This window comes from Micromonospora sp. NPDC049048, assembly GCF_043197615.1.
GTDB lineage: Bacteria > Actinomycetota > Actinomycetes > Mycobacteriales > Micromonosporaceae > Micromonospora.
The window spans coordinates 779504-799570 of the sequence record NZ_JBICTM010000002.1; the positions used below are offsets into that span (position 1 = coordinate 779504).

20 protein-coding genes and 1 pseudogene are annotated in these 20067 nt (G+C 73.6%); 15 read left to right on the forward strand and 6 right to left on the reverse strand.

The annotated features are described in order from the left end of the window. Window positions 1-62: 62 nt before the first annotated feature. The 8 genes and pseudogenes from ACGFIG_RS09030 to ACGFIG_RS09065 all read left to right on the forward strand — a co-directional run bounded on the left by ACGFIG_RS09030 (window position 63) and on the right by ACGFIG_RS09065 (window position 6380). Window positions 63-1076: a Ku protein gene (locus tag ACGFIG_RS09030; protein ID WP_393000746.1), complete on the forward strand. Its 1014-nt coding sequence runs from the start codon at window positions 63-65 to the stop codon at window positions 1074-1076. 94 nt (window positions 1077-1170) lie between these two features. Next, a complete protein-coding gene (locus ACGFIG_RS09035; RefSeq protein WP_393000748.1) occupies window positions 1171-1563 on the forward strand; it encodes a MerR family transcriptional regulator in 393 nt (130 codons plus the stop codon). Next, complete coding sequence (locus ACGFIG_RS09040) at window positions 1533-1880, forward strand: thioredoxin family protein (RefSeq protein ID WP_393000750.1); 348 nt, start codon at window positions 1533-1535, stop codon at window positions 1878-1880. The genes ACGFIG_RS09035 and ACGFIG_RS09040 overlap by 31 nt, the downstream gene beginning before the upstream one ends. Before the next feature lie 82 nt (window positions 1881-1962). Continuing rightward, window positions 1963-2607, forward strand: coding sequence for a DUF4241 domain-containing protein (locus ACGFIG_RS09045; RefSeq protein WP_393000752.1), 645 nt, complete (start codon window positions 1963-1965; stop codon window positions 2605-2607). 87 nt (window positions 2608-2694) lie between these two features. After that, a pseudogene (locus ACGFIG_RS09050) lies at window positions 2695-3382 on the forward strand (FKBP-type peptidyl-prolyl cis-trans isomerase). A 237-nt stretch (window positions 3383-3619) separates the two neighbouring features. Further along, window positions 3620-4444, forward strand: a complete 825-nt coding sequence (locus ACGFIG_RS09055) for a hypothetical protein (RefSeq protein WP_393001393.1) — start codon at window positions 3620-3622, stop codon at window positions 4442-4444. Window positions 4445-4520: 76 nt separating this feature from the next. After that, on the forward strand, window positions 4521-5210 hold the full coding sequence (locus ACGFIG_RS09060; RefSeq protein ID WP_393000754.1) for an HAD family hydrolase: 690 nt from the start codon (window positions 4521-4523) through the stop codon (window positions 5208-5210). Between the two features lie 153 nt (window positions 5211-5363). After that, window positions 5364-6380 carry an NADPH:quinone reductase gene (locus ACGFIG_RS09065; protein WP_393000756.1) on the forward strand — a complete coding sequence of 339 codons (1017 nt, stop codon included), beginning with the start codon at window positions 5364-5366 and terminating at the stop codon, window positions 6378-6380. Window positions 6381-6588: 208 nt separating this feature from the next. Here ACGFIG_RS09065 and ACGFIG_RS09070 read toward each other — a convergent pair whose 3' ends face one another. Continuing rightward, the gene (locus ACGFIG_RS09070; RefSeq protein WP_393001395.1) at window positions 6589-8223 is read right to left on the reverse strand and encodes a fatty acid--CoA ligase; all 1635 of its coding nucleotides are present in this window, start codon (window positions 8221-8223) and stop codon (window positions 6589-6591) included. Between the two features lie 98 nt (window positions 8224-8321). Here ACGFIG_RS09070 and ACGFIG_RS09075 point away from each other — a divergent pair, with 98 nt between their 5' ends. Further along, the gene (locus tag ACGFIG_RS09075; protein WP_393000758.1) at window positions 8322-8813 is read left to right on the forward strand and encodes an NUDIX domain-containing protein; all 492 of its coding nucleotides are present in this window, start codon (window positions 8322-8324) and stop codon (window positions 8811-8813) included. A gap of 19 nt (window positions 8814-8832) precedes the next feature. Here ACGFIG_RS09075 and ACGFIG_RS09080 read toward each other — a convergent pair whose 3' ends face one another. Beyond that, window positions 8833-10500 carry an MDR family MFS transporter gene (locus tag ACGFIG_RS09080; RefSeq protein WP_393000760.1) on the reverse strand — a complete coding sequence of 556 codons (1668 nt, stop codon included), beginning with the start codon at window positions 10498-10500 and terminating at the stop codon, window positions 8833-8835. A gap of 109 nt (window positions 10501-10609) precedes the next feature. Further along, window positions 10610-11170, reverse strand: a complete 561-nt coding sequence (locus ACGFIG_RS09085) for a type 1 glutamine amidotransferase domain-containing protein (RefSeq protein ID WP_393000762.1) — start codon at window positions 11168-11170, stop codon at window positions 10610-10612. Window positions 11171-11286: 116 nt separating this feature from the next. Between ACGFIG_RS09085 and rfaE2 the strand changes: the two genes are divergently transcribed. From rfaE2 to ACGFIG_RS09100, 3 genes are read left to right on the forward strand one after another with little or no spacing between them, the layout of a single operon-like run. After that, window positions 11287-13080 carry a D-glycero-beta-D-manno-heptose 1-phosphate adenylyltransferase gene (gene rfaE2, locus ACGFIG_RS09090; RefSeq protein ID WP_393000764.1) on the forward strand — a complete coding sequence of 598 codons (1794 nt, stop codon included), beginning with the start codon at window positions 11287-11289 and terminating at the stop codon, window positions 13078-13080. Then, window positions 13077-13955 carry a glycosyltransferase family 2 protein gene (locus tag ACGFIG_RS09095; RefSeq protein WP_393000766.1) on the forward strand — a complete coding sequence of 293 codons (879 nt, stop codon included), beginning with the start codon at window positions 13077-13079 and terminating at the stop codon, window positions 13953-13955. The genes rfaE2 and ACGFIG_RS09095 overlap by 4 nt, the downstream gene beginning before the upstream one ends. A gap of 44 nt (window positions 13956-13999) precedes the next feature. Then, a complete protein-coding gene (locus ACGFIG_RS09100) occupies window positions 14000-14743 on the forward strand; it encodes a DUF1963 domain-containing protein (protein WP_393000768.1) in 744 nt (247 codons plus the stop codon). A gap of 59 nt (window positions 14744-14802) precedes the next feature. Here the strand turns inward: ACGFIG_RS09100 and ACGFIG_RS09105 are convergent, their stop codons facing one another. The 3 genes from ACGFIG_RS09105 to ACGFIG_RS09115 all read right to left on the reverse strand — a co-directional run bounded on the left by ACGFIG_RS09105 (window position 14803) and on the right by ACGFIG_RS09115 (window position 17049). Further along, window positions 14803-15924, reverse strand: coding sequence for a glycosyltransferase family 9 protein (locus ACGFIG_RS09105; protein WP_393000770.1), 1122 nt, complete (start codon window positions 15922-15924; stop codon window positions 14803-14805). 8 nt (window positions 15925-15932) lie between these two features. Beyond that, window positions 15933-16481, reverse strand: a complete 549-nt coding sequence (locus ACGFIG_RS09110) for an Hsp20/alpha crystallin family protein (protein WP_393000772.1) — start codon at window positions 16479-16481, stop codon at window positions 15933-15935. 61 nt (window positions 16482-16542) lie between these two features. Next, a complete protein-coding gene (locus tag ACGFIG_RS09115; protein WP_393000774.1) occupies window positions 16543-17049 on the reverse strand; it encodes a DUF2231 domain-containing protein in 507 nt (168 codons plus the stop codon). Between the two features lie 145 nt (window positions 17050-17194). Here ACGFIG_RS09115 and ACGFIG_RS09120 point away from each other — a divergent pair, with 145 nt between their 5' ends. The 3 genes from ACGFIG_RS09120 (at window position 17195) to ACGFIG_RS09130 (ending at window position 20059) form a co-directional block, all read left to right on the forward strand. Then, on the forward strand, window positions 17195-17812 hold the full coding sequence (locus ACGFIG_RS09120; protein ID WP_393000776.1) for a pyridoxamine 5'-phosphate oxidase family protein: 618 nt from the start codon (window positions 17195-17197) through the stop codon (window positions 17810-17812). A 226-nt stretch (window positions 17813-18038) separates the two neighbouring features. Continuing rightward, window positions 18039-18770: a winged helix-turn-helix domain-containing protein gene (locus tag ACGFIG_RS09125; RefSeq protein ID WP_393000778.1), complete on the forward strand. Its 732-nt coding sequence runs from the start codon at window positions 18039-18041 to the stop codon at window positions 18768-18770. Window positions 18771-18856: 86 nt separating this feature from the next. Further along, window positions 18857-20059 (forward strand): MFS transporter, encoded by a 1203-nt coding sequence (locus ACGFIG_RS09130; protein WP_393001397.1) that lies wholly within the window; start codon window positions 18857-18859, stop codon window positions 20057-20059. Window positions 20060-20067: the final 8 nt, after the last annotated feature.

Below are 20067 nucleotides of genomic sequence, written 5' to 3' on the forward strand. Positions count from 1 at the left end.
AGCGCTCGCGTGGCCTTCGATCATTTGCGATCCTGGGCTTTACCGGCGAGAGGAGCACGGGGATGCGGGCCATCTGGAAGGGAGCCGTCTCGTTCGGCCTCGTCTCGATCGGGGTCAAGCTCTACTCGGCCACCGAGGAGAAGGACATCCGCTTCCACCAGGTGCACCGGGAGGACGGCGGCCGCATCCGCTACAAGCGCACCTGCCAGGTCTGCGGCGAAGAGGTCAGCTACGACGACATCGCCAAGGGCTACGACATCGGCGGCGGCGAGATGGTGATCCTCACCGACGAGGACTTCGCCGAGCTGCCGCTGTCCAGCTCGCGCGCGATCGACGTACTGGAGTTCGTCCCGGCCGAGCAGGTCGACCCGATCCTCTACAACAAGGCGTACTTCCTGGAGCCGGAGGGCACCGCCACCAAGCCGTACGTGCTGCTGCGCGACGCGCTCGCCGACTCGGAGCGGGTGGCGATCGTCAAGGTGGCGCTGCGCCAACGGGAGCAGCTCGCCACGCTGCGGGTCCGCGAGGGCGTACTGCTGCTCAACACCATGCTCTGGCCGGACGAGATCCGCAAACCCGACTTCGGCTTCCTCGACGAGGACCTGAAGGTCCGCCCGCCGGAGCTGGCGATGGCCAGCTCGCTGATCGACTCGATGGCCGGCGAGTTCGAGCCGGACGCCTTCACCGACGACTACCGGGCCGCCCTCCAGGAGGTCATCGACGCCAAGGTGGAGGGCCGCGAGGTGGTCCAGCCGGAGGAGGTCGAGGAGGCCCCGGCCGCCGCCGTCGACCTGATGGCGGCGCTGAAGGCGTCCGTCGAGCGTGCCCGCTCCGCGCGGGGCGAGGCACCGGCCGGCGGCGGTGGGGAACCGACCCCGATCTCGGCGGCCCGCTCGGCGCAGAAGAAGGCCGCCGAGAAGAAGGCGGCGAAGGCCCCGGCCAGGAAGACCGCCGAGAAGAAGGCCGCCCCGAAGAAGACCGCCAAGAAGGCCGCGCCGAAGAAGACCGCCGAGGGCGAGAAGAAGCCCGCCGCGAAGAAGGCCGCGCCGAAGAAGGCGGCCCGCAAGACCGCCTGACCCCTTCCGGTCGTACGCGCCTGCCGCGCGGCCGAGGTTGCCTTGACGCCGGTGGCAAGGTCTAGCGTCGATCGGGTCGGACGAGGGAGGTCGGATGCTGATCGGTGAGCTGGCGGAACGCGCCGGCACGAGCACCCGGGCCCTGCGCTACTACGAGACGCACGGACTTCTCCGGGCGACCCGCTCGGCCAACGGATACCGGGTCTACGACGAGTCGGAGCTGCCGGTCGTACGCGAGATCCGGGCGTTGCTCGCGGTCGGCTTCGGCCTGGACGACATCCGCCCGTTCGTCGCCTGCCTGCGGGCCGGCAACGCCTCCGGTCACGTCTGCCCCGACTCGGTGGCCGTGCTGCGGCGCAAGCTGGCCGAGGTCGACGCCGGCATCGACCGGCTGCACGCGGTCCGCCGGGAGCTGCGCGACCAACTCGCCCACGCCATCACCCACCGGGAGGAAACATGCTCGAGACTGCGCCGGACGGCTCGCTGACCGTCGTCACCGACGACACCTTCGCCACCGTGGTGCTCGCCGCCGACCGGCCGGTGGTGGTCGACTTCTGGGCGGACTGGTGCCCGCCGTGCCGGGCCATCTCCCGCAGCCTCGCCGAGCTCGCCGAGGAGTTCGCCGGGCGGATGCTCGTCGCGACGATCGACACCGACGCGAACCCGGCCGCCACCCGCACGTACTCGGTGCTGTCCCTGCCGACCCTGCTGGTCTTCCGCCACGGGGAGGTGGTCGGCTCGGTCGTCGGGTCCCGCCCGAAGCACCACCTGCGCCAGGCGCTGGCCCGGCAGCTGGAGGGCTGAGCCGCCGACGGCCCGGTGCGGTCTCGCCCGGTGCGGTCCGCCGCGGGTACGCTCCCGCCGGCCCCGCCGCGAGAGGAACCCCATGCCGTACACCCCCGACCTGGACCGGCTGCTGACGCCCGGCGCCCGCTTCGCCGACGAGCACGCCACGTACGTCATGGAGGTCCACCCGCTGGGCGACGTCGTGCTGCCGACGGGGCGGGTGGTCGGCTGCGACCCGGTGGCCTGCCCCGAGGACGAGCCGTTCACGGTCGGGGTGGCCCCCGGCCGCTACCCGGCGCGGGCCTGGGTCGCGGTGGTGCGGGGCGAGGACGCCGAGACGGACCGGCGGGTGGCCGCCCTCGAACTGGTCGTCCACGACGAGCCGGCGGTCCGCTGGGAGATGGCGCTGGTCGGCGACCAGGACGTCGCGGAACTCAAGGCCGACGGTTGGTTCGGCTACGGGGTGGACACCGGCATCGGCACCCTGGCCGACCCGACCGCGCTGGCCGCCCTGGAGGCGTGGGACGAGGACGCGGTGACGGACGTCTTCGTCGCGGACGAGCCGGCCGACGGACCGGTGCCGGGGCACGTCGCCGCGGTGCTGGACGAGTCGACCGGGGCCAACGTGGTGACGGTCTGGTCCGGCTGGGGCGACGGCTGCTACGGCACCTGGATCGGGCGGACCGCCGACGGCCGGGTCACCTCGTACGTGACCGACTTCATGGTGGTGCCGGGGCCGGCGTGACCCGTGCGGTGGGAGCGACGACCGTCGAGGCGGCGCGGTGGGCGGCGGGGCGGGTACCGTGTGCGTCGGCTTTCCCCCGGCACTCCGATGCCGGCCACCACCTTCGCAGCAGGGAGTCGACGCCGTGAGCGAGCGTACGCAGAACCGGTCCCAGAAGTCGGAGCGGCGGCTGGCCGCCCAGTTGGCCGCGCAGAAGGCGGCCGAGGCGAAGCGCCGCCGCCAGGCGTGGGCCGGCGGGCTCGCCGGGGTCGCCGTGGTCGCGGTGCTGATCACCGTCTTCGTGACGATCGGGCGCAACAGCGACGGCGACAAGGACGAGACGGCCGGCACGGCGTCCTCGGGCCCGTCCGCCAGCGCCCCCGCCGCCGATGCGCCCGGCACCCCGAAGCTGCCGGAGGGGGCCGACCCGGCCCTGGGCAGCAAGCCGACGGTCGCCGCCGGCACGGGCGAGCTGAAGAAGCTCACCGTGACCCCGCTGATCAAGGGCACCGGCCCGGCGGTGCAGAAGGGCCAGACGATCACCACGAACTACGTCGGCGTCTTCTTCAAGGACGGCAAGGAGTTCGACTCGTCGTGGAACGCCGGCCAGCCGGCCTCCTTCGCCATCGGCGTCGGCCAGGTCATCCCGGGCTGGGACCAGGGCCTGGTCGGAGTGACCGTCGGCAGCCGCGTGCAGCTCGACATCCCGGCCGAGCTGGCGTACGGCAACGACGCCTCCAGCGGCCGTCCGGCCGGTCCGCTGCGCTTCGTGGTGGACGTGCTCGCGGCGCAGTGACCCGCGAGGCGGGCCGAGTTGGACCCGTGACCGGCCCGTTGCCCGGCGATGGCGGCCCGGTTCGTCCGGGATGTCGCCCGTTGTTGATGTGGTAGCCCACACGGGGCTTCCGGCCCCTCACCAACTCGCAGTAGGTTCAGCGTCACCCCGGGCGGTCGGCCGTCCGGGGTGACGACCGGACCGGACGCGGAGGTGCACGTGACGGCGCTGGACGACGCGGGACGGACCGCCCGGGTGTTGTGGACGCACTACGAGCCCGTCCACGCGGTCACCTACTTCCACCCCCGCGCCCGGGCCGCCTTCGAGGCGGTCGGGCTGCGCGGCTTCTGGCGCGGCTACTTCGCCGGCCGGGCCGCGCCGCTGGGGCCCGCCGAGGCCGCGCCGGTGACCGCGGCGTTCTTCAGCTTCGCCCCGCACACGGTGGCGCGGGCGCTGCCGGCCGTCTGGCGGCTGGTCACCCCGCAGGAGGCCCTGCGGGCCCGGCTCACGGGCGCGGTGCAGGCGCTGGCCGAGCTGACCTACGAGCTGCCGGAGTCGCACCTGGTCGAGGCCGCCGAGCTGCTGGAGGCCGCCGCCGCCGAGGCGGAGCCGGCCGGTCGGGTGCTGGGCGCCGCCAACGCCGCCCTGCCGCGCGGCGAGTACCCGCTGGCCCGACTCTGGCAGGCCGCCACCACGCTGCGCGAGCACCGCGGCGACGGGCACATCGCCGCGCTGGTCGCGGCCGACCTCGACCCGGTGGAGACGCTGGCCTGGCGGGTCGCGGTCGACATCTCCCCGCTGAACCTGCTCGGGCGGGGCTGGTCGGAGGAGCAGTGGGCCGAGGCCCGCACCCGGCTGGCCGAGCGGGGCTGGCTGACGCCGGACGGGGAGCCGACCGAGCTGGGCCGGTCCCGCTTCCAGGCGATCGAGGACGCCACCGACGCCGCTGCCGCCGGCCCGTGGCGGGCGCTCGGTCCGGAGCGCGCGCAGCGGCTGCGGGAGCTGCTCGAACCCATCGCCCGCGCCGCCCACACCGTCATCCCGGAGGGCAACCCGATCGGCCTGCCCGCGCTGCGGACCTGACCGCCGCCCGCCTGTCCGCTTGTCCGACCGCCTGCCGCCGTCTGCCCGGTGCCGCGCGTTGGGGCAGGATGGGTGCGTGGTGGATGCGGTGGTCTTCGACCTGGACGGCGTGATCGTGGACTCCGAGCCGGTGTGGGAGGAGGTCCGGCGGGCGTACGTCGCGGCACACGGCGGGACCTGGCAGCCCGACACGCAGCGCCGGCTGATGGGCATGAGCACCGGCGAGTGGGCCCGCTACCTCAGCGGTGAGCTGGGCGTCGACCGCAGCCCCGAGCAGGTCGCCGCCGAGGTGGTCGAGGAGATGACCCGGCGCTACGCGGAACGCGTACCGCTGATCGACGGGGCCGACGAGGTCGTGCGCCGGCTGGCCGAACGGTGGCCGCTGGGGCTGGCCAGCTCGTCGCCGACCCGGCTGATCGCGGCGGCGCTGGCCGCGACGGGCCTGACCGGGGCGTTCGGCGCCACGCTGTCGACCGAGGAGACCGCGCGGGGCAAGCCGGCGCCGGACGTCTACCTGGCGGTCGCCGAGCGGCTGGGCGTCGACCCGGCCCGCTGCGTCGCCGTGGAGGATTCGTCCAACGGCGTCCGGTCGGCCGCCGCCGCCCGGATGACGGTGGTGGCGGTGCCGCACGGGACGTACCCGCTGGACCCGGACGCCGAGCGGCTCGCGGCCGTGGTGCTCGACGCGATCGGCGACCTCACCCCCCGGACCATCGACGCCGACCTCGGTGATCAGGACGCCGTGGACCCCGAAACCGCCGGTTGACGTCCATGCCGTCCTGATCACCGGGGAACCTCACCCGGCGTCCGCCCGCTACGCGGGCGGACGCGTCGCATGGGGCGGGGCGGCATGAGCGGGGATGCGGCGGGTACCGCACCCGACGGCGCCCGCCGGGGGCCGCCGGGTGAGGAGACGGGGATGAAGGCGATCGTGTACGAGCGCACCGGCGACGCCTCGGTGCTGCAACTGGTCGACCGGCCGGTGCCGGAGCCCGGCCCCGGCGAGGTCCTGGTGCGGATGGCCGTGTCGGGGGTGAACCCGACGGACTGGAAGGCGCGACGGGCGGGGCCGCTGCCGGGCGGCTGGCAGACGCCCGGGCAGGACGGCGCGGGGGTGATCGAAGCGGTCGGCGAGGGGGTCGACCGGGAGCTGATCGGCGAGCGGGTGTGGCTGTGGGAGGCCGCGTGGCAGCGGCCATGGGGCACCGCCGCCGAGTACACGGTGGTGCCGGTCCGGCAGGCGGTGCCCCTCGGCGACGCCTCGTTCGACCTGGGCGCCTGCCTGGGCATCCCCTTCCTCACCGCGCACCGCTGCCTCACCGCCGGCGAGTACACGCCGGACCGGCTGCACGCGGGCGCGCTCAGCGACCACACGGTGCTCGTGCAGGGCGGGGCGGGGGCGGTGGGCAACGCGGCCATCCAGCTCGCCCGGTGGGCGGACGCCTGCGTGGTCGCGACGGTCAGCAGCCCGGAGAAGGCGCAGCTGGCGGCGGCGGCCGGCGCCTCCTTCGTGGTCGACTACCGGCAGCAGGACGTGGTCGAGGAGGTCCGCAAGATCGCGCCCGACGGGGTGCACACCATCGTCGAGGTCTCCGCGGCGCGCAACGCCGCCACCGACGTCCAACTGCTCGGGCGCGGCGGCGCGGTCTGCGTCTACGCCGACGACGGCGGGGACGAGGTGACCCTGCCGATCCGGCCGTTGATGGCGCCGAACGCGCGATTCCAGTTCGTGCTCGTCTACACCGAGCCGAAGGTGGCAAAGGCGCAGGCGGTGGTGGACGTGGCCGCCGCGGCGGCACAGGGCGGGATCCGGGTGGGCGAGGACGCGGGCCTGCCGCTGCACCACCATCCGCTCTCGGCTGCCGCCGCGGCGCACCAGGCGGTGGAGAACTCGGTGGTCGGCAAGGTGCTGATCACCACCAGCGGAAACGAGTGACGGCCGCCCCGAGGGGATAGAAAGCCCTCTGAGCTGGGCAAGTTTCCCCGTAGTGGGCACAGAGACGAACAATCTTCGCAACAATGACGGTGCGGGGTGACCCGCATGGAGCGGGCGGCCCCGGCGCGGTGCGAACGCCGGGGCCGCCCCTGGGGAGGGAGTTCAGGAGTGTTCCCTACCCCAACAGGCGACGATGCGCCTGAGAACGTTACGGGGCGGTCAGCTCCCGGACACTCAGTTCGCCCCCGGCGTACCGGGAACGGACGACCTTCTTGTCGAACTTGCCGACGCTGGTCTTCGGCACCGCGTCGATGACGGCCCAGCGCTCCGGCAACTGCCAGCGGGCCACCGACTCGGCGAGGAACTCGCGCAGCTCCTCGACGGTCGCCGACGCCCCCTCACGGAGCACCACGGTGGCCAGCGGCCGCTCACCCCAGCGCTCGTCGGGCACGCCCACCACACAGGCCTCCAGCACCGCCGGGTGGGCCATCAGGGCGTTCTCCAGCTCGACCGAGGAGATCCACTCGCCGCCGGACTTGATGACGTCCTTGGCGCGGTCGGTGAGCGTGATGTAGCCGTCGGGCGAGAGGGTGCCGACGTCACCGGTACGCAGCCAGCCGTCGCGGAACTTCTCCTCGTCGGGCACGTCGTCGCCGACGTACCGGGCGGTCACCCACGGCCCGCGTACCTCCAGCTCGCCGACCGACGCCCCGTCGGCGGGCAGCGGCTCGCCCACCGGGCCGACGATGCGGGCCTCGACCCCGGCCGGCACCCGGCCCTGCGTGTAGCGGTAGCGCCAGGCCTCCTCCCCCGTCGCGCCGGCCGGCGGCCGGGATACCGAGCCCAGCGGGGACATCTCGGTCATCCCCCAGGCGTGGATGACGTCGATGCCGTGCCGCTCGGCGAACGCGTGCATCAGCGCCGGCGGGCAGGCCGAACCGCCCACGATGACCTCCCGCAGGGAGGAGCTGTCCACGTCGTGGGCGTCCAGGTGGGCCAGCAGGTCGTTCCAGATCGTCGGCACCGCGCCGGCCAGGGTCGGCCGCTCGGCGGCGATCATCTCCGCGATCGGCCCGGCCTGGAGGAACCGGTCCGGCATGATCAGTGACGCCCCGGAGAGGAAGGCCGCGTACGGCAGCCCCCAGGACATCGCGTGGAACATCGGCACGATGGCCAGCTCGCGGTCGACCGGGCCGAGACCGAACCCCTCCGGCATGCAGACCTGGAGCGAGTGCAGGTAGATCGAGCGGTGCGAGTAGGCCACGCCCTTCGGGTTGCCGGTGGTGCCCGAGGTGTAGCAGAGGGCGGCGGCGTCGCGTTCGTCCACCTCCGGCCAGTCGAAGACGTCGGGACGGTCGGCCAGCAGCGCGTCCCAGTGGTGCACGGTGATCCGGTCGCCGGCCGCCGCCGTGAGCGGGGCCGGGTCCCCGCCGCCGACCACCACCACGTGCCGCACCGTCGTCATCTCGCCGATCACCCGGGCCAGCAGCGGGATGAGCGTCGAGTCGACCAGCACCACCCGGTCCTCGGCGTGGTTGGCGATGTAGGCGACCTGGTCCGGAAAGAGCCGGATGTTGAGGGTGTGCAGCACCGCGCCCATGCTGGGCACCGCGAAGTACGCCACCAGGTGCTCGGCGTTGTTCCACATGAAGGTGGCGACCCGCTCGTCGCCGGTGACGCCACACTCGTCGCGCAGCGCGTGGGCCAGCCGGGCCGCCGCCCGCCCGACCTCGGCGTACGTCATCCGGCGCGGGTCGCCGCCCGTCCAGGTGACCACCTCCGCCGTGCCGTGCACGGTGGCCCCGTGTCGCAGGATCCGCGAGACCTGGAGAGGGGCGTCCATCATGGTGCTACGCATGGGTAACAAAATAGTGTCGGCGGTCACAGGTTGGGAACCCTGGAATGCCGACCGAGATCGGAAGAGCCCCGTAAATTGTCCGGGTGAGCATCTCCTGGGCTGATTCGTACGTGGGACAGCTACGCGCGCTCGCCGGTGACCGGACGCTGATGTTCGTGGGCGCCCGCGCCGTGGTCCGCGACAACGCGGGGCGCCTCCTGCTCATCCAGCGCTCCGACAACGGGCAGTGGGCCCTGCCCGCCGGGGCGATGGAGCTGGGCGAGTCGATCGCCGACTGCGCCGTCCGCGAGGTACGCGAGGAGACCGGGCTGCGCGCGCTGCGGGTCAGCGCCTTCGCCCTCTACACCGGCCCGGACCGCACCCACACCAACATGTACGGCCACACGTACCAGATCTTCACGACCGCGTTCCGGGTCGACGAGTGGGACGGCGAACTCGCCCGGATCACCGACGAGACGACCGACGCCGGGTTCTTCCACCGGGCGCAGCTCCCGGCCCCGCTCTCCACGAGCGTCACCGAGACCCTCGCCGACCTGGACGTCTTCGAGCAGACCAACCGGCTGATCCTCAAGTAGGCCCGCCGACCCGGGGCGGTCAGAGCATCGTCTGGCTCTTCGCCTCCATCTCGGCGGCGGCCTCCTCCTTCGACTCCCCGGACAGCGGCTTGCCGCCGGGCGGCGGGCCCTCGCCGCCGAGGCCGTCCGTGCCGCCCGTGGCGCCGCCCGGCCCCGCACCGCGCAGCTTCTCGTTCGGCAGCGCCAGGGTGACCAGCACCGCCACGATCGCGATCAGGCCGGTGGTGAGGAAGACCAGGTGCAGCGACTCCACGAACGCCGCCTGGACGGCGGCGCGTACCGGGGCGGGAAGCGCCAGGATCGTCGCCGGGTCGTTGACCGAGACGTCCGCCCCGCCGCTCGCCGCCACCGCGGCCTGCTGCTCCGGCGGCAGCTGGGCGATCGCCGCCGGCAGCCGGGCGGCGAGTTCCGAGGTGAGCCGCGCCGACAGCACCGCGCCGAGGATGGCGACGCCGAACGAGCCGCCCAGCGACCGGAAGAATGTGGCCGACGAGGTGCCGGCGCCCAGGTCCCGCATCGACACCGCGTTCTGCACGGCCAGGATCAGCGACTGCATGCAGAGCCCCAGCCCGATGCCGATCACGACCATGTAGCCGAAGGCCACCCAGAGGGAGGTGTCCACCTCCAGTCGGGTGAACAGCAGCATGCCGACCAGGAGCACCACCGCGCCGGCCACCGGGAACCACTTGTAGCGCCCGATCCGGCTCATCGCCCGGCCGGTCAGCACCGAGGTGACGATGACGCCGGCCATCATCGGCAGCATCAGCAGGCCGCTGCGGGTCGGCGAGGCGCCCCGGACGATCTGGAGGTAGAGCGGAATGAAGATGATCGAGCCGAACATCACCAGGCCGAGCACGAAGCCGGCCGAGTTGGCCAGCGCGAACGTGGCGCTGCGGAACAGCCGCAGCGGCAGGATCGGCTCGGCCACCCGGGCCTCCTGGAGCACGAAGAGCACGCCGAGCACCGCGCCCGCGACGAAGAGGCCGACGATCACCCCGGAGCCCCAGGCGTACTCGTTGCCGCCCCAGCTCAGCGCGAGCAGCAGGCAGCTCACCCCGGCGACCAGCAGCGCCGCGCCGACCCAGTCGATCGAGTGGTCGCGCCGGGTGAACGGGACCAGCCGCAGCACCCGGGAGCACACGACGATCGCCAGGATCCCCAGCGGCAGGTTGATGTAGAAGATCCACCGCCAGTCGGTCTCGGCGAAGTAACCGCCGACCAGCGGGCCGGCGACCGAGGAGAGGCCGAAGACCGCCCCGAACAGCCCCTGGTAGCGACCGCGTTCCCGGGGCGACACCACGTCCGAGATGATGGTGAACGCGAGCGTCATCAGGCCGCCGGCGCCGAGACCCTGCACCCCCCGGGTGACGATGAGCTGGGTCATGTCCTGCGACAGGCCGGCCAGCAGCGAGCCGAGCAGGAACGTGCTGATGGAGAAGAGGAAGACGGGGCGCCGCCCGTACAGGTCGGCCATCTTGCCGTAGAGCGGCGTCGAGGCCGTGGAGGCGAGCAGGTACGCCGTCACCACCCACGAGTAGTGGTTGATCCCGCCCAGCTCACCGACGATCGTCGGCAGCGCGGTGCCGACGATCGTCTGGTCGAGCGCGGCCAGCAGCATGCCGGTCATCAGGCCGAACATCAGCAGCCGGATCTGCCGCCCGCCGAGCGCCGGGGCTTGCGTCGTCATCCCGCCTCCTTTCCCCGCCCACCTGAGACATGCGCGCGGAAAGGCGTGCACCTCGTCGGTCGGGAGGCCGGCGGCGCTACGGACCACCGGCCCCACGACCGACGACGGGTCAGCGGGACGAGTGCGGGCCTCCGGCGAACTCTTCGACGATCCTCGCACAGAAGGCCGGCAGATCGTCCGGCTTACGGCTGCTGACCAGGCCGCCGTCCGCGACGACCTCCTCGTCGACCCAGTCCGCGCCGGCGTTGGTGAGGTCGGTGCGCAGGCTGGGCCAGGAGGTGATCCGGCGGCCCCGCACCACGTCCGCCTCGACCAGCGTCCACGGCCCGTGGCAGATCACCCCGACCGGCTTGCCGGCGTCGAAGAACGCCCGGACGAAACGCACCGCGTGCGGATCGGTCCGCAGGAAGTCCGGGTTCGCCACCCCGCCGGGCAGCACCAGCGCGTCGTAGCCGCCGGCGTCCGCGTCGGCCGCCGTCACGTCCACGTCGTACGTCTTGGACTGGTCCAGGTGGTTGAAGGACTGGATCGTGCCGGGCTTGAGCGAGACCAGCTCCACCGTGGCGCCGGCCTGCTCCACCGCCTCCCGGGGCTGGACGTACTCGACCTCCTCGACGCCGTCGGCGGCCAGGAACGCGATCCGCTTGCCCTGAAGTGTCGTCGCTGCCATCTCGGTCTCTCTCTCCTCTCCGGGGTACCCTCCGTCCCTTCCCGGGGCCCGGTGCCCGAAACCCCTCCCCGATGGCGGCAGGTTTGGCCAGGGTGCCCCGGGGGACCCGGGACGGCATGGCAGGAGGAGCAGCGGAACAGCGCCGGCTCGCCGCGGTGGTGGAGGGCTGGCTGGGTCGTACCGTCCTGGTCGTCGGTGACGCCATGCTCGACGAGTGGCGCTTCGCCGACTCCGACCGGCTCTGCCGGGAGGCGCCCGCCCCGGTCCTCACGCTGCGCCGGCGGATCTCCGCAGCCGGCGGGGCGGCGAACACGGCCGTCAACGTCGCCGCGCTCGGGGGCCGGGCGGTGCTGGTGGCACCGGTCGGCGCGGACGTGGCCGGCGACGAACTGCACGACTGTCTGGACCGGGCCGGCGTCTGGGACCGTACGGTCGCCCAGCACGGCCGGCCGACGCCGGTGAAGCGGCGCATGCTGGCGGGCAACCAGATCCTGCTGCGGGAGGACTCCGGCGACGCCGACGACGCGCTCGACGACGACGGGGTGACGCGGCTGCTCACCGCGCTGGACTGCGCCACCGAGGAGCTACGCGCCGCCGGTGGCGAGGCGCCCACCCTGGTGGTCTGCGACTACGGCCTGGGCGCGCTGCCCGCCGCCGTCCGCGCCTGGCTGGTGACCAACCGGGAGCGGTACGCCACGGTCGCGCTGGACGCCCACGACCTGGCCGACTGGCGCGGTCTCGCCCCGACCGTGGTGACCCCCAGCTTCGCCGAGGCGACCCGGCTGCTCGCCCGGGCCGGCGGAGCCCGGCCGGCGCCCCACGCCGGGCTGCACCTGGACCACCCCGACGGCGACCGGGCCGACGGACCCTCCGAGCTGACGGTGGGCGTCTCCCCGGGCGGCGCCGGGGCGCACCACGCCGCCCACCGTCCCGGCCCGACGAACCCGACCGGCGAGCCGTCGGCCGGCGAGGGTCGGGTGGCGATGACCGGCGACGGGCTCACCGTGACCGGCACCGGCGTCACCGTGAACGCCACGGCCGGCGAGGGCGTCGACCGGGCCGTGCTCGCCGAGTCCCGCCTCGCCGAGCTGCGCGCGCACACCGGCGCGGACGTGGTGGCGGTGACCCTGGACACCGACGGCGCGGTGGTCGGCGGGGCGGACGGCGAGCCCCGGCGCAGCCACAGCACCCCGGTGCCGGCCAGCCACGCGGTCGGGGCGGGCGACGCGTACCTGGCGGCGATGACGCTGGCGCTCGCCGCGGACGCGCCGCTGCCCACCGCCGCCCAACTGGCCCAGCTCGCCGCCACCATCACCGTCTCGGACACCGGCACCTGCGTGTGCCGCCGCGACGACCTGCTCGTCGCGCTGGACGCACCGGTCGAGCGGGCGGGCCACCGGGCGCTGGTCGACACCGACGGGTTGGCCGCCGTCATCGCGGAGCACCGCCGGGCGGGCCGCTCAGTCGTCTTCACCAACGGCTGCTTCGACGTGCTGCACCGGGGCCACGTGCGCTACCTGGAGCAGGCCCGCGCGCTCGGCGACCTGCTGGTGGTGGCGGTCAACTCCGACGGCAGCGTACGCCGGCTGAAGGGCCCGGACCGGCCGGTGAACCCGGTCGAGGACCGGATCGCCCTGCTCACCGCGCTGGCCTGCGTCGACCATGTGGTGGTCTTCGAGGAGGACTCCCCGACGGAGCTGATCGAGGCGGTCCGCCCCGACGTGTACGTCAAGGGCGGCGACTACCCGCCGGAGATGGTGCCGGAGGCGCCGCTGGTGCGCCGGCTCGGCGGGCAGGTACGCACCCTCGGTTACGTACCGGACCGGTCCACCTCGGCGATCATCGACCGGATCCGGGCGCACGGCCATGAGCCGCAGGAGGACACCTCCCTGACTCCCGAACCGTCGTGAACCGCCCGCTCGACCCCGGCACGGCCGACGGGTTCCGCGCGCGACGCCTGCTCGACGTGCTGATCCCGACCCGCAACCGCCCCGCCGAACTGGCGGTCACCCTCTCCGGGTTGGCCGCCCAGGAGGGCGTACCCGGCTTCGGGGTGCTGGTCAGCGACCAGTCCGACGGCGACGCCGCGTACCGGCACCCGGCGGCGGCCACCATGGTCCGGGCGCTGCGCCACCGGGGGCACCCGGTGCTGCTGACCCGCCGGCTGCCCCGGCGCGGGCTGGCCGAGCACCGGGCTTACCTGCTGGCCGCGTCCGCCGCCCGGTACGTGCTCTGCCTCGACGACGACGTCTGGCTGGAGCCGGGCACGCTGCGCCGGCTGGTCACCGCCATCGGGGAGCTGGGCTGCGGCTTCGTCGGCAACGCGGTGCACGGGCTGTCGTACGCCGAGGACGTCCGGCCGGAGACGCACCGGCACTACGAGGAGTGGGACGGCCCGCCCACCCCGGAGCGGATCCGCCCCGGCACCCCGGAGTGGGAGCGGGCGTCGATCCACTCGGCGGCGAACCTGCTGCACGTCACCCGGAAGCTGGACCTGCCGGCGGGTGCCTGGCGGGCGTACAAGGTGTCCTGGGTCGGCGGCTGCGTGCTCTACGACCGGGCGAAGCTGCTCGACGCCGGTGGCTTCGACTTCTGGCGTCGGGTGGACGAGAAGCACCAGGGCGAGGACGTCGCCGCGCAGCTCGCCGTGCTGGCGCGCTTCGGCGGCGCCGGCGTGCTGCCCAGCGGCGCGTACCACCTGGAGTCGCCGACCACGGTCACCGACCGCGAGGTGGAGGCGTGGGAGGTCGTGCTCGCCGACGAGGACGCGCCTCAGCGGGTGTGAGTGCCGGTCCTCGGTTGTCTCACCCCCTTGCCACAATGCGGTCCGTGAATGAACTGGAAGCGTTCCGCGCCGTTGCCCAGAAGAAGGGAATGCCCGACGACGCCATCGACTGGTGGCTGCGCCTCGCGCGCCCCTGCCTCTATCTGGAGAAGGACGGCAGCGGCCCGGTGGTCGGGCACTTCGGCGGCACGCCCTCGCTGCCCGCCTCGGTGGCCTGGCCGGACGACACCGTCCACCTGGCCTCGATCGACCTCGCCGCGCTCCCCGACGGCGCGCTCGACCTCGACCTGCCCAGCGACGGCACCCTGGTGTTCTTCGTGACGCCGGAAATGCCCACCTACACCGGTCAGGTGATCCACGTGCCGGCCGGCGCGGCGGTCGCCGAGGCGGAGCCGCCCTCCGGCTGGGACCCGTACGACCGTTTCCCCCTGCACGCCACGCCGAACTGGAGCCTGCCCGAGCGCCCTTCCGTCACTCCCGGCTACACCTGGGGCGACCGCGACGACGAGCCCGACTACCGGAGCATCGTGTGGAGCCTCGGCGACGAGCACGACGGCGACGAAGTAATCGTCCTCGGTGGTCACGGGCTGTCGAACACCGGTGGCCTTGGCGTTCCCGTCAACGAGGAGAGGGGAGAGGTGCTGCTGGCCGAGTTCTTCCTGAACGAGGAGAAGGTCGGCGACGACTTCGAGACCGACTACGCCACCGTCTACTACACGATCACCCGCGAGAGTCTGGCTGCCGGCCGCTTCGCGGAGGTCTCCGTGAACGCCGACTTCCACGGCTGACCTGCGGCACAGCCGGTCACCGGTCGTACCAGCCGGGCGACCCGTCTCCGACGGGCCGCTCAGGGTGCTCCGGGCTGCGGGCGGAGCAGTTCCCGGGCCGCCTCCACGACCTCGACCACCGGCACGTCGGTGACGAAGGAGTCCCGGTGGGGGCACTCGCCGTCGCCGGGGCGGTGCGGGTAGATGCCGGGGGTGCAGTCCACCCCGCAGACCGGGCAGAGCACCGTCCACGAGCTGATCGGCCGGTGCCGGCCGCGCAGCAGGTTCGCGACCGTGATCAGGTTGCCGACCCAGTAGATGCCCACGGTGGCGGTACCCACGGCGGCGGCCAGGTGCAGGGGCCCGGTGTCGTTGGAGACCACCAGCTCGCAACCGGCGTAGCAGCCGGCCAGCCCGCCGAGGCTGAGCGTGCCCACCTGTGGCCGCACCGGCACCCCGGCCGCCGCGACCACCCGGTCCACCACGTCCTGTTCGGCGGGGGTGCCGGTGACCAGCACCTCGTACCCGTCGCCGACCAGCTCGCGGGCCACCTCGGCGAAGCGGTCGGCGGGCCAGCGCCGGCGGGTGTCCGTGGCGCCGGGATGCAGCGCCACCCTCGGCCGCCGCGCCGGGCCGAGCACCTCGGCCGCCTCGGCCCGGTCGGCGTCGGTCACGGCCAGCGTCGGGACGATCGTGGTGGCGTCCGCGCCGACCAGGCCCGCCACCTCCAGGTAGCGGATCACCTCGTGCTGGTAGTAGACGTACCGGATCCAGCGGTCCAGCGGCGGCGCGTCCTCGGCGCGCAGCCCGGCGGTGACCCGCGCGCCGAGGGCGGCGACGAACGGATTGGAGTTGGCGCCGCCGCCGTGCAGCTGCAACGCCAGGTCGAAGCGTTCCTGGCGGGCGGCGGCGAGGAAGTCGTCCAGCGCCGGCTCCGGCTCGCCCGGATCGGGGCCACGGATCCCCGGCACGGGCGGCACCACCAGCACGCGGTCCACGGGCCCGGGCCGGTCGCGCCAGAGCTTCGCGTGCCACGGCGCGCCGAGCAGCACGATCTCCGCCTCCGGGTACGCGGCCCGCAACGCCTCCAGCGCCGGCAGGACGAAGATGAAGTCGCCGAGCGCGTTGGCGCGCAGCACGGCGATCCGCTCGACGTCGGGCACGCGCCCGGTCGCCGGGCCGAGCAGGTCCGGGGTGACCACGGGCGGCGTTACGGCCGGTCGGTCTCGTCGAGGGCGATGTCCGGGCGGTGCATCTCCCGGTCCGCGGCCGGGTCGACGACGCTCGGCGTACCCCCGGCGGGGTTGGTGGGGCGGGGACCGGTGCGGCCGACGGTGATGGTGCGCGGCGCGGGCCGGGCGGCCCGGGGCAGTCGCACCCGGAGCAGGCCGTGGTCCATGACCGCGTCGATGGCGTCGGGGTCCACGCGGGACGGCAGGTCGACCCGGTACTCGAAGCCCCGGGTCTCGAAGCCGCCGGGGATGCCGTGGTCGGCGTTGACCTCGGCCTCCGAGCGGGCCCGGACGCAGAGCTCACGGTCGTCCAGCTCGACCGCCACCTCCTCCGGCGCCACCCCGGGCAGCCGCACCACGACCTCCCAGCCGTCGGCGGTCTCGGTCAGCTCGACGTCCGGCGACCCGGTCCGTCCGCCGACCAGCCGGCGCAGCTCCGAACGCAGGGACTGGAGTTCGCCCATCGGATCCCAGCCCTGCTGTCGACCACGCCAGCCCCGCCCGGCCCCGCCGGCCTGTTCGCTCATGACGCCCCTCCGCCGATGACTCGCTCGCTCAAGACGGTCCTCCCGGCCACCGCCCGGCCACTCATCGGGCCTCGCCGATCCGGTGGCTGGCCGCCGGGGGACGCAGTGAGCTGGGCGCGTCCAGCCCCGCGTCCCGGTCCACGCCGACGCCGAGCCGGTCGACCAGTTCGCCGCCCAGCCACGCGCTCACGCCGAGGATGGCCAGCGCGACCACCTCGATGGCGATCAGCGCGCCGCCGGCGGCCCGCGAGTCGGCGTTGAGCCGGACCACCCAGACCGCGGCGAAGAGCAGGATCACCGCCACGTTGGCGGCGGCGTGGGTCAGCGCCACCCGCTTCGCGCGGGTGGCCGACGGGATGGCCAGAAGGTCGAACGTCCCGGCCAACGCGGCCAGCAGGCCGCCGACGAGGCCGACGGTGATGTTCCAGTACGCGACCTCGCCGAGGAAGTCCGGCCCGCCCACGGTGTCCACCAGGTCGAACAGGACTGCGGTGACCAGCAGGGCGACCGGGAACATCACCAGCATCGGGTGGACGGGATGGCCCAGCACCTTGAGTCGGCTCTCCATCAGGCCTCCACTGCTCGGTCTCTCCGGGCGCGCGGTTGAGGCGGTACCCCCGCCTCACGGTGGGAAACCTCGCGCTGGTCACGCTCTCCTAGGCTGGCCGCAGGTGGCGCGCCGCCACCGGGGTCAACGCGTGGAGGAGGATCACGTGACGGTGGAGATCACCTCGCACGACGAGCTGCGCGGGTTGCTGGGGGTGCCGACGCCACGGACGCTCGCCAAGGAGCGGCCCGTCCTGCACCCACGGGACCGGGAGTGGCTCGCCGCGTCGCCGTTCTGCCTGATGGCGACGGCGGGCGCGGACGGCAGCTGCGACGTCTCGCCGAAGGGCGACCCGCCGGGCTTCGCCCGGGTGCTGGACGAGCGGACCATCGCCGTCCCGGAGCGGCCGGGCAACCGGCGCGCCGACGGCTACCGCAACATCCTGGACAATCCGCACGTCGGGTTGATCTTCCTGATCCCCGGGCGCACCGACACCCTGCGGATCAACGGCCGGGCCTGGCTGGTCCGCGACGCTCCCTGGTTCGACGAGATGGTGGTCGAGGGGCATCGCCCGGTCCTCGCCCTGGTGGTGGAGATCGAGCAGATCTTCTACCACTGCGCCAAGGCGTTCCTGCGCTCCCAGCTGTGGCAGCCGGAGAGCTGGGAGCCGGACGTGCTGCCGTCCCGGGCCCGGCTTATCAAGGAGGTCGAGAACCCGGCGGAGAGCCTGGCCGACCTGGAACGCCACTACGGCCCGGGGTACGCGGCCACCATCTACAGCTGACGCCTGCCGGTCGAGCGTGGCCACCCGCCGCAGCGTGGGCAGCCCTCGGAAACCCGCTGCGGCAGCGCCCTGGTGATCAGGACGCCATGGACGCTACCCAGCGCCTTCAACGTCCACGGCGTCCTGATCAACTCTGGCGGACGCGGTGTCGGGCGGTCCTTCCCCGGGGTGGGTGGTGGCGGCCGGGGTGTTGCTAAAGGGTTCTTTATAAAGATAGCTTTAGCGTATGTCGTTACCCGAAGTGAAGCTCTCCGATCCCAAGGCCCTACGGGGCTACGCGCACCCGCTGCGGATGGCGCTGATCGGGCTGCTGCGCCAGCAGGGTCCGATGACCGCGACCCAGGCTGCCGAGCGGCTCGGCGAGAGCGTGCCCAACTGCTCCTTCCACCTGCGGCAGCTCGCCAAGTACGGGCTCGCCGAGCGGGCACCCGGCGCCGACGCCCGCGAGCGGCCCTGGCGGGCCACCGCCCTGAACACCTCCTGGGACGACACCTCGAACGACCCGCAGACCCGGGCGGCCATCGACGAACTGAGCGCCGTCCAGCTCGCCCTCTACGTGCGCAAGGCCGAGGAGTTCCTGGCCCGACGCGCCGAAGAGTCGACGGCCTGGCGGGCGGTCACCGGCTTCGGTGACCAGCAGGTGTACGTCACCGCCGAGGAGATGGCCGCGCTGAGGGCGCGGATCGACGACCTGCTCACCGAGTACGACGACCGGCTCGTCGACCCGACGAAGCGCCCGGCCGGCAGCCGGAAGGTCAGCCTCATCCGCCTGGACGTCCTGGCCGACCCGCCGCCCACCGGTGCCCCCGCCGACGCCCCCAGCCCGACGGCCGGCGCCAACAGCCCGACGGCCGGCGCCAACGCGGTCACCGTTGGCGCCGGCAGCGGCGGTGACGGAGAGCCTCCGGTCAGCGGAGCGGAGGCCCGCGACCCCGGTGAGCGGGAGGGCGACCGGTGAGCGGTCAAGCGACCGACGTTCCGGTCGCCGTCCCGCCCGGCGGTCCCGCCCGGCGCGGGCCGCTGCCCCGGCTGCTGCGCGAGCGGATGTTCCGCCGGTACTGGTCGGCGCAGACCGTCTCGTACTTCGGCGACGAGATCTCCACTCTGGCCCTGCCACTGCTGGCCGTGCTGGTGTTCCAGGCGAGCCCCGCCGAGATGGGCTACCTGACCGCCGCCGCGCTCGCCCCGAACCTGCTCTTCTCACTGCTCGTCGGCGCCTGGGTGGACCGGTACCCGTACAAGCGCCGCCTCATGATCCTCACCGACGTCGGGCGGGCACTGCTGCTCACCGCCGTGCCGGTGGCGTACCTGCTGGACCTGTTGACGATGCCGCAGCTCTACGTGGTGGCATTCGCGGTCGGCACGCTCGCCGTGATCTTCGAGGTCGCACGGGGACCACTCTTCGTCTCCGTCGTCGGGCGTCCCGACTACGTCGAGGCGAACACCCTGATCAACGGCAGCCGGGCGATGTCGCTGGTGGCCGGGCCGAGCATCGGCGGCGTTCTGGTGCAGGTGCTCACCGCCCCGATCGCCCTGGTCGCCGACGCCCTGTCGTACGTCGTGTCCGCGTACTTCCTGGTGCGGATCCGGCCGACGGAGCCGCCGCCCGAACGCGGCGGCGGGCTGGCCCTCGGCGCCGGGCTGGGGTTCATCGCGCGGATGCCGATGATGCGCGCGCTCCTGCTCGGCACCACCACCGTCAACCTGTTCAACTTCATGTTCGTCGCGCTCTTCGTGCTCTACGTGACGCAGGATCTCGGCCTCTCGCCCGGCCTGCTGGGCGCGGTGCTCGGCGCGAGCGCGGTGGGCGGCCTGATCGGCGCGGCGCTGACAGGCCGGCTCGTCCGCCGGTTCGGCGTCGGACCGACGCTGCTGGCCGGATTCGTCCTCTTCCCGGCCCCCATGTTGCTCGTCCCCCTCGCCGGCGGGCCGACACCGCTGGTGGTCGGGATGCTCTTCGCCGCCGAGTTCCTCTCCGCCCTCGGGGTGATGCTGCTCGACATCACGGTCGGCTCGGTGCAGACCGCGCTCACCCCACAGTCGCTGCTGGCCCGGGTGGCCGGGGCCCGCCGCACCGTCAACTACGGCATCCGGCCGATCGGCGCGCTGCTCGGCGGCGCGCTCGGCACCACCCTCGGCGTACGGCCGGCGCTCTGGATCGCGACGGCGGGTGCCCTCGCCGGGGTGCTGTGGGTGCTCTTCTCGCCGGTTCCCCGCCTGCGCGGGCTCCCGGAGCAGGCGGACTGACCGGCTCT

What these genes read in the sequence shown, in the direction of transcription:
- ACGFIG_RS09030 (WP_393000746.1), top strand. Translation starts at nt 63, where the DNA reads ATGCGGGCCATCTGGAAGGGAGCCGTCTCGTTCGGCCTCGTCTCGATC.
- ACGFIG_RS09035 (WP_393000748.1), top strand. Translation starts at nt 1,171, where the DNA reads ATGCTGATCGGTGAGCTGGCGGAACGCGCCGGCACGAGCACCCGGGCC.
- ACGFIG_RS09040 (WP_393000750.1), top strand. Translation starts at nt 1,533, where the DNA reads ATGCTCGAGACTGCGCCGGACGGCTCGCTGACCGTCGTCACCGACGAC.
- ACGFIG_RS09045 (WP_393000752.1), top strand. Translation starts at nt 1,963, where the DNA reads ATGCCGTACACCCCCGACCTGGACCGGCTGCTGACGCCCGGCGCCCGC.
- ACGFIG_RS09065 (WP_393000756.1), top strand. Translation starts at nt 5,364, where the DNA reads ATGAAGGCGATCGTGTACGAGCGCACCGGCGACGCCTCGGTGCTGCAA.
- ACGFIG_RS09070 (WP_393001395.1), bottom strand. Translation starts at nt 8,223, where the DNA reads ATGGACGCCCCTCTCCAGGTCTCGCGGATCCTGCGACACGGGGCCACC.
- ACGFIG_RS09080 (WP_393000760.1), bottom strand. Translation starts at nt 10,500, where the DNA reads ATGACGACGCAAGCCCCGGCGCTCGGCGGGCGGCAGATCCGGCTGCTG.
- ACGFIG_RS09085 (WP_393000762.1), bottom strand. Translation starts at nt 11,170, where the DNA reads ATGGCAGCGACGACACTTCAGGGCAAGCGGATCGCGTTCCTGGCCGCC.
- rfaE2 (WP_393000764.1), top strand. Translation starts at nt 11,287, where the DNA reads ATGGCAGGAGGAGCAGCGGAACAGCGCCGGCTCGCCGCGGTGGTGGAG.
- ACGFIG_RS09110 (WP_393000772.1), bottom strand. Translation starts at nt 16,481, where the DNA reads ATGAGCGAACAGGCCGGCGGGGCCGGGCGGGGCTGGCGTGGTCGACAG.
- ACGFIG_RS09115 (WP_393000774.1), bottom strand. Translation starts at nt 17,049, where the DNA reads ATGGAGAGCCGACTCAAGGTGCTGGGCCATCCCGTCCACCCGATGCTG.
- ACGFIG_RS09125 (WP_393000778.1), top strand. Translation starts at nt 18,039, where the DNA reads ATGTCGTTACCCGAAGTGAAGCTCTCCGATCCCAAGGCCCTACGGGGC.
- ACGFIG_RS09130 (WP_393001397.1), top strand. Translation starts at nt 18,857, where the DNA reads ATGTTCCGCCGGTACTGGTCGGCGCAGACCGTCTCGTACTTCGGCGAC.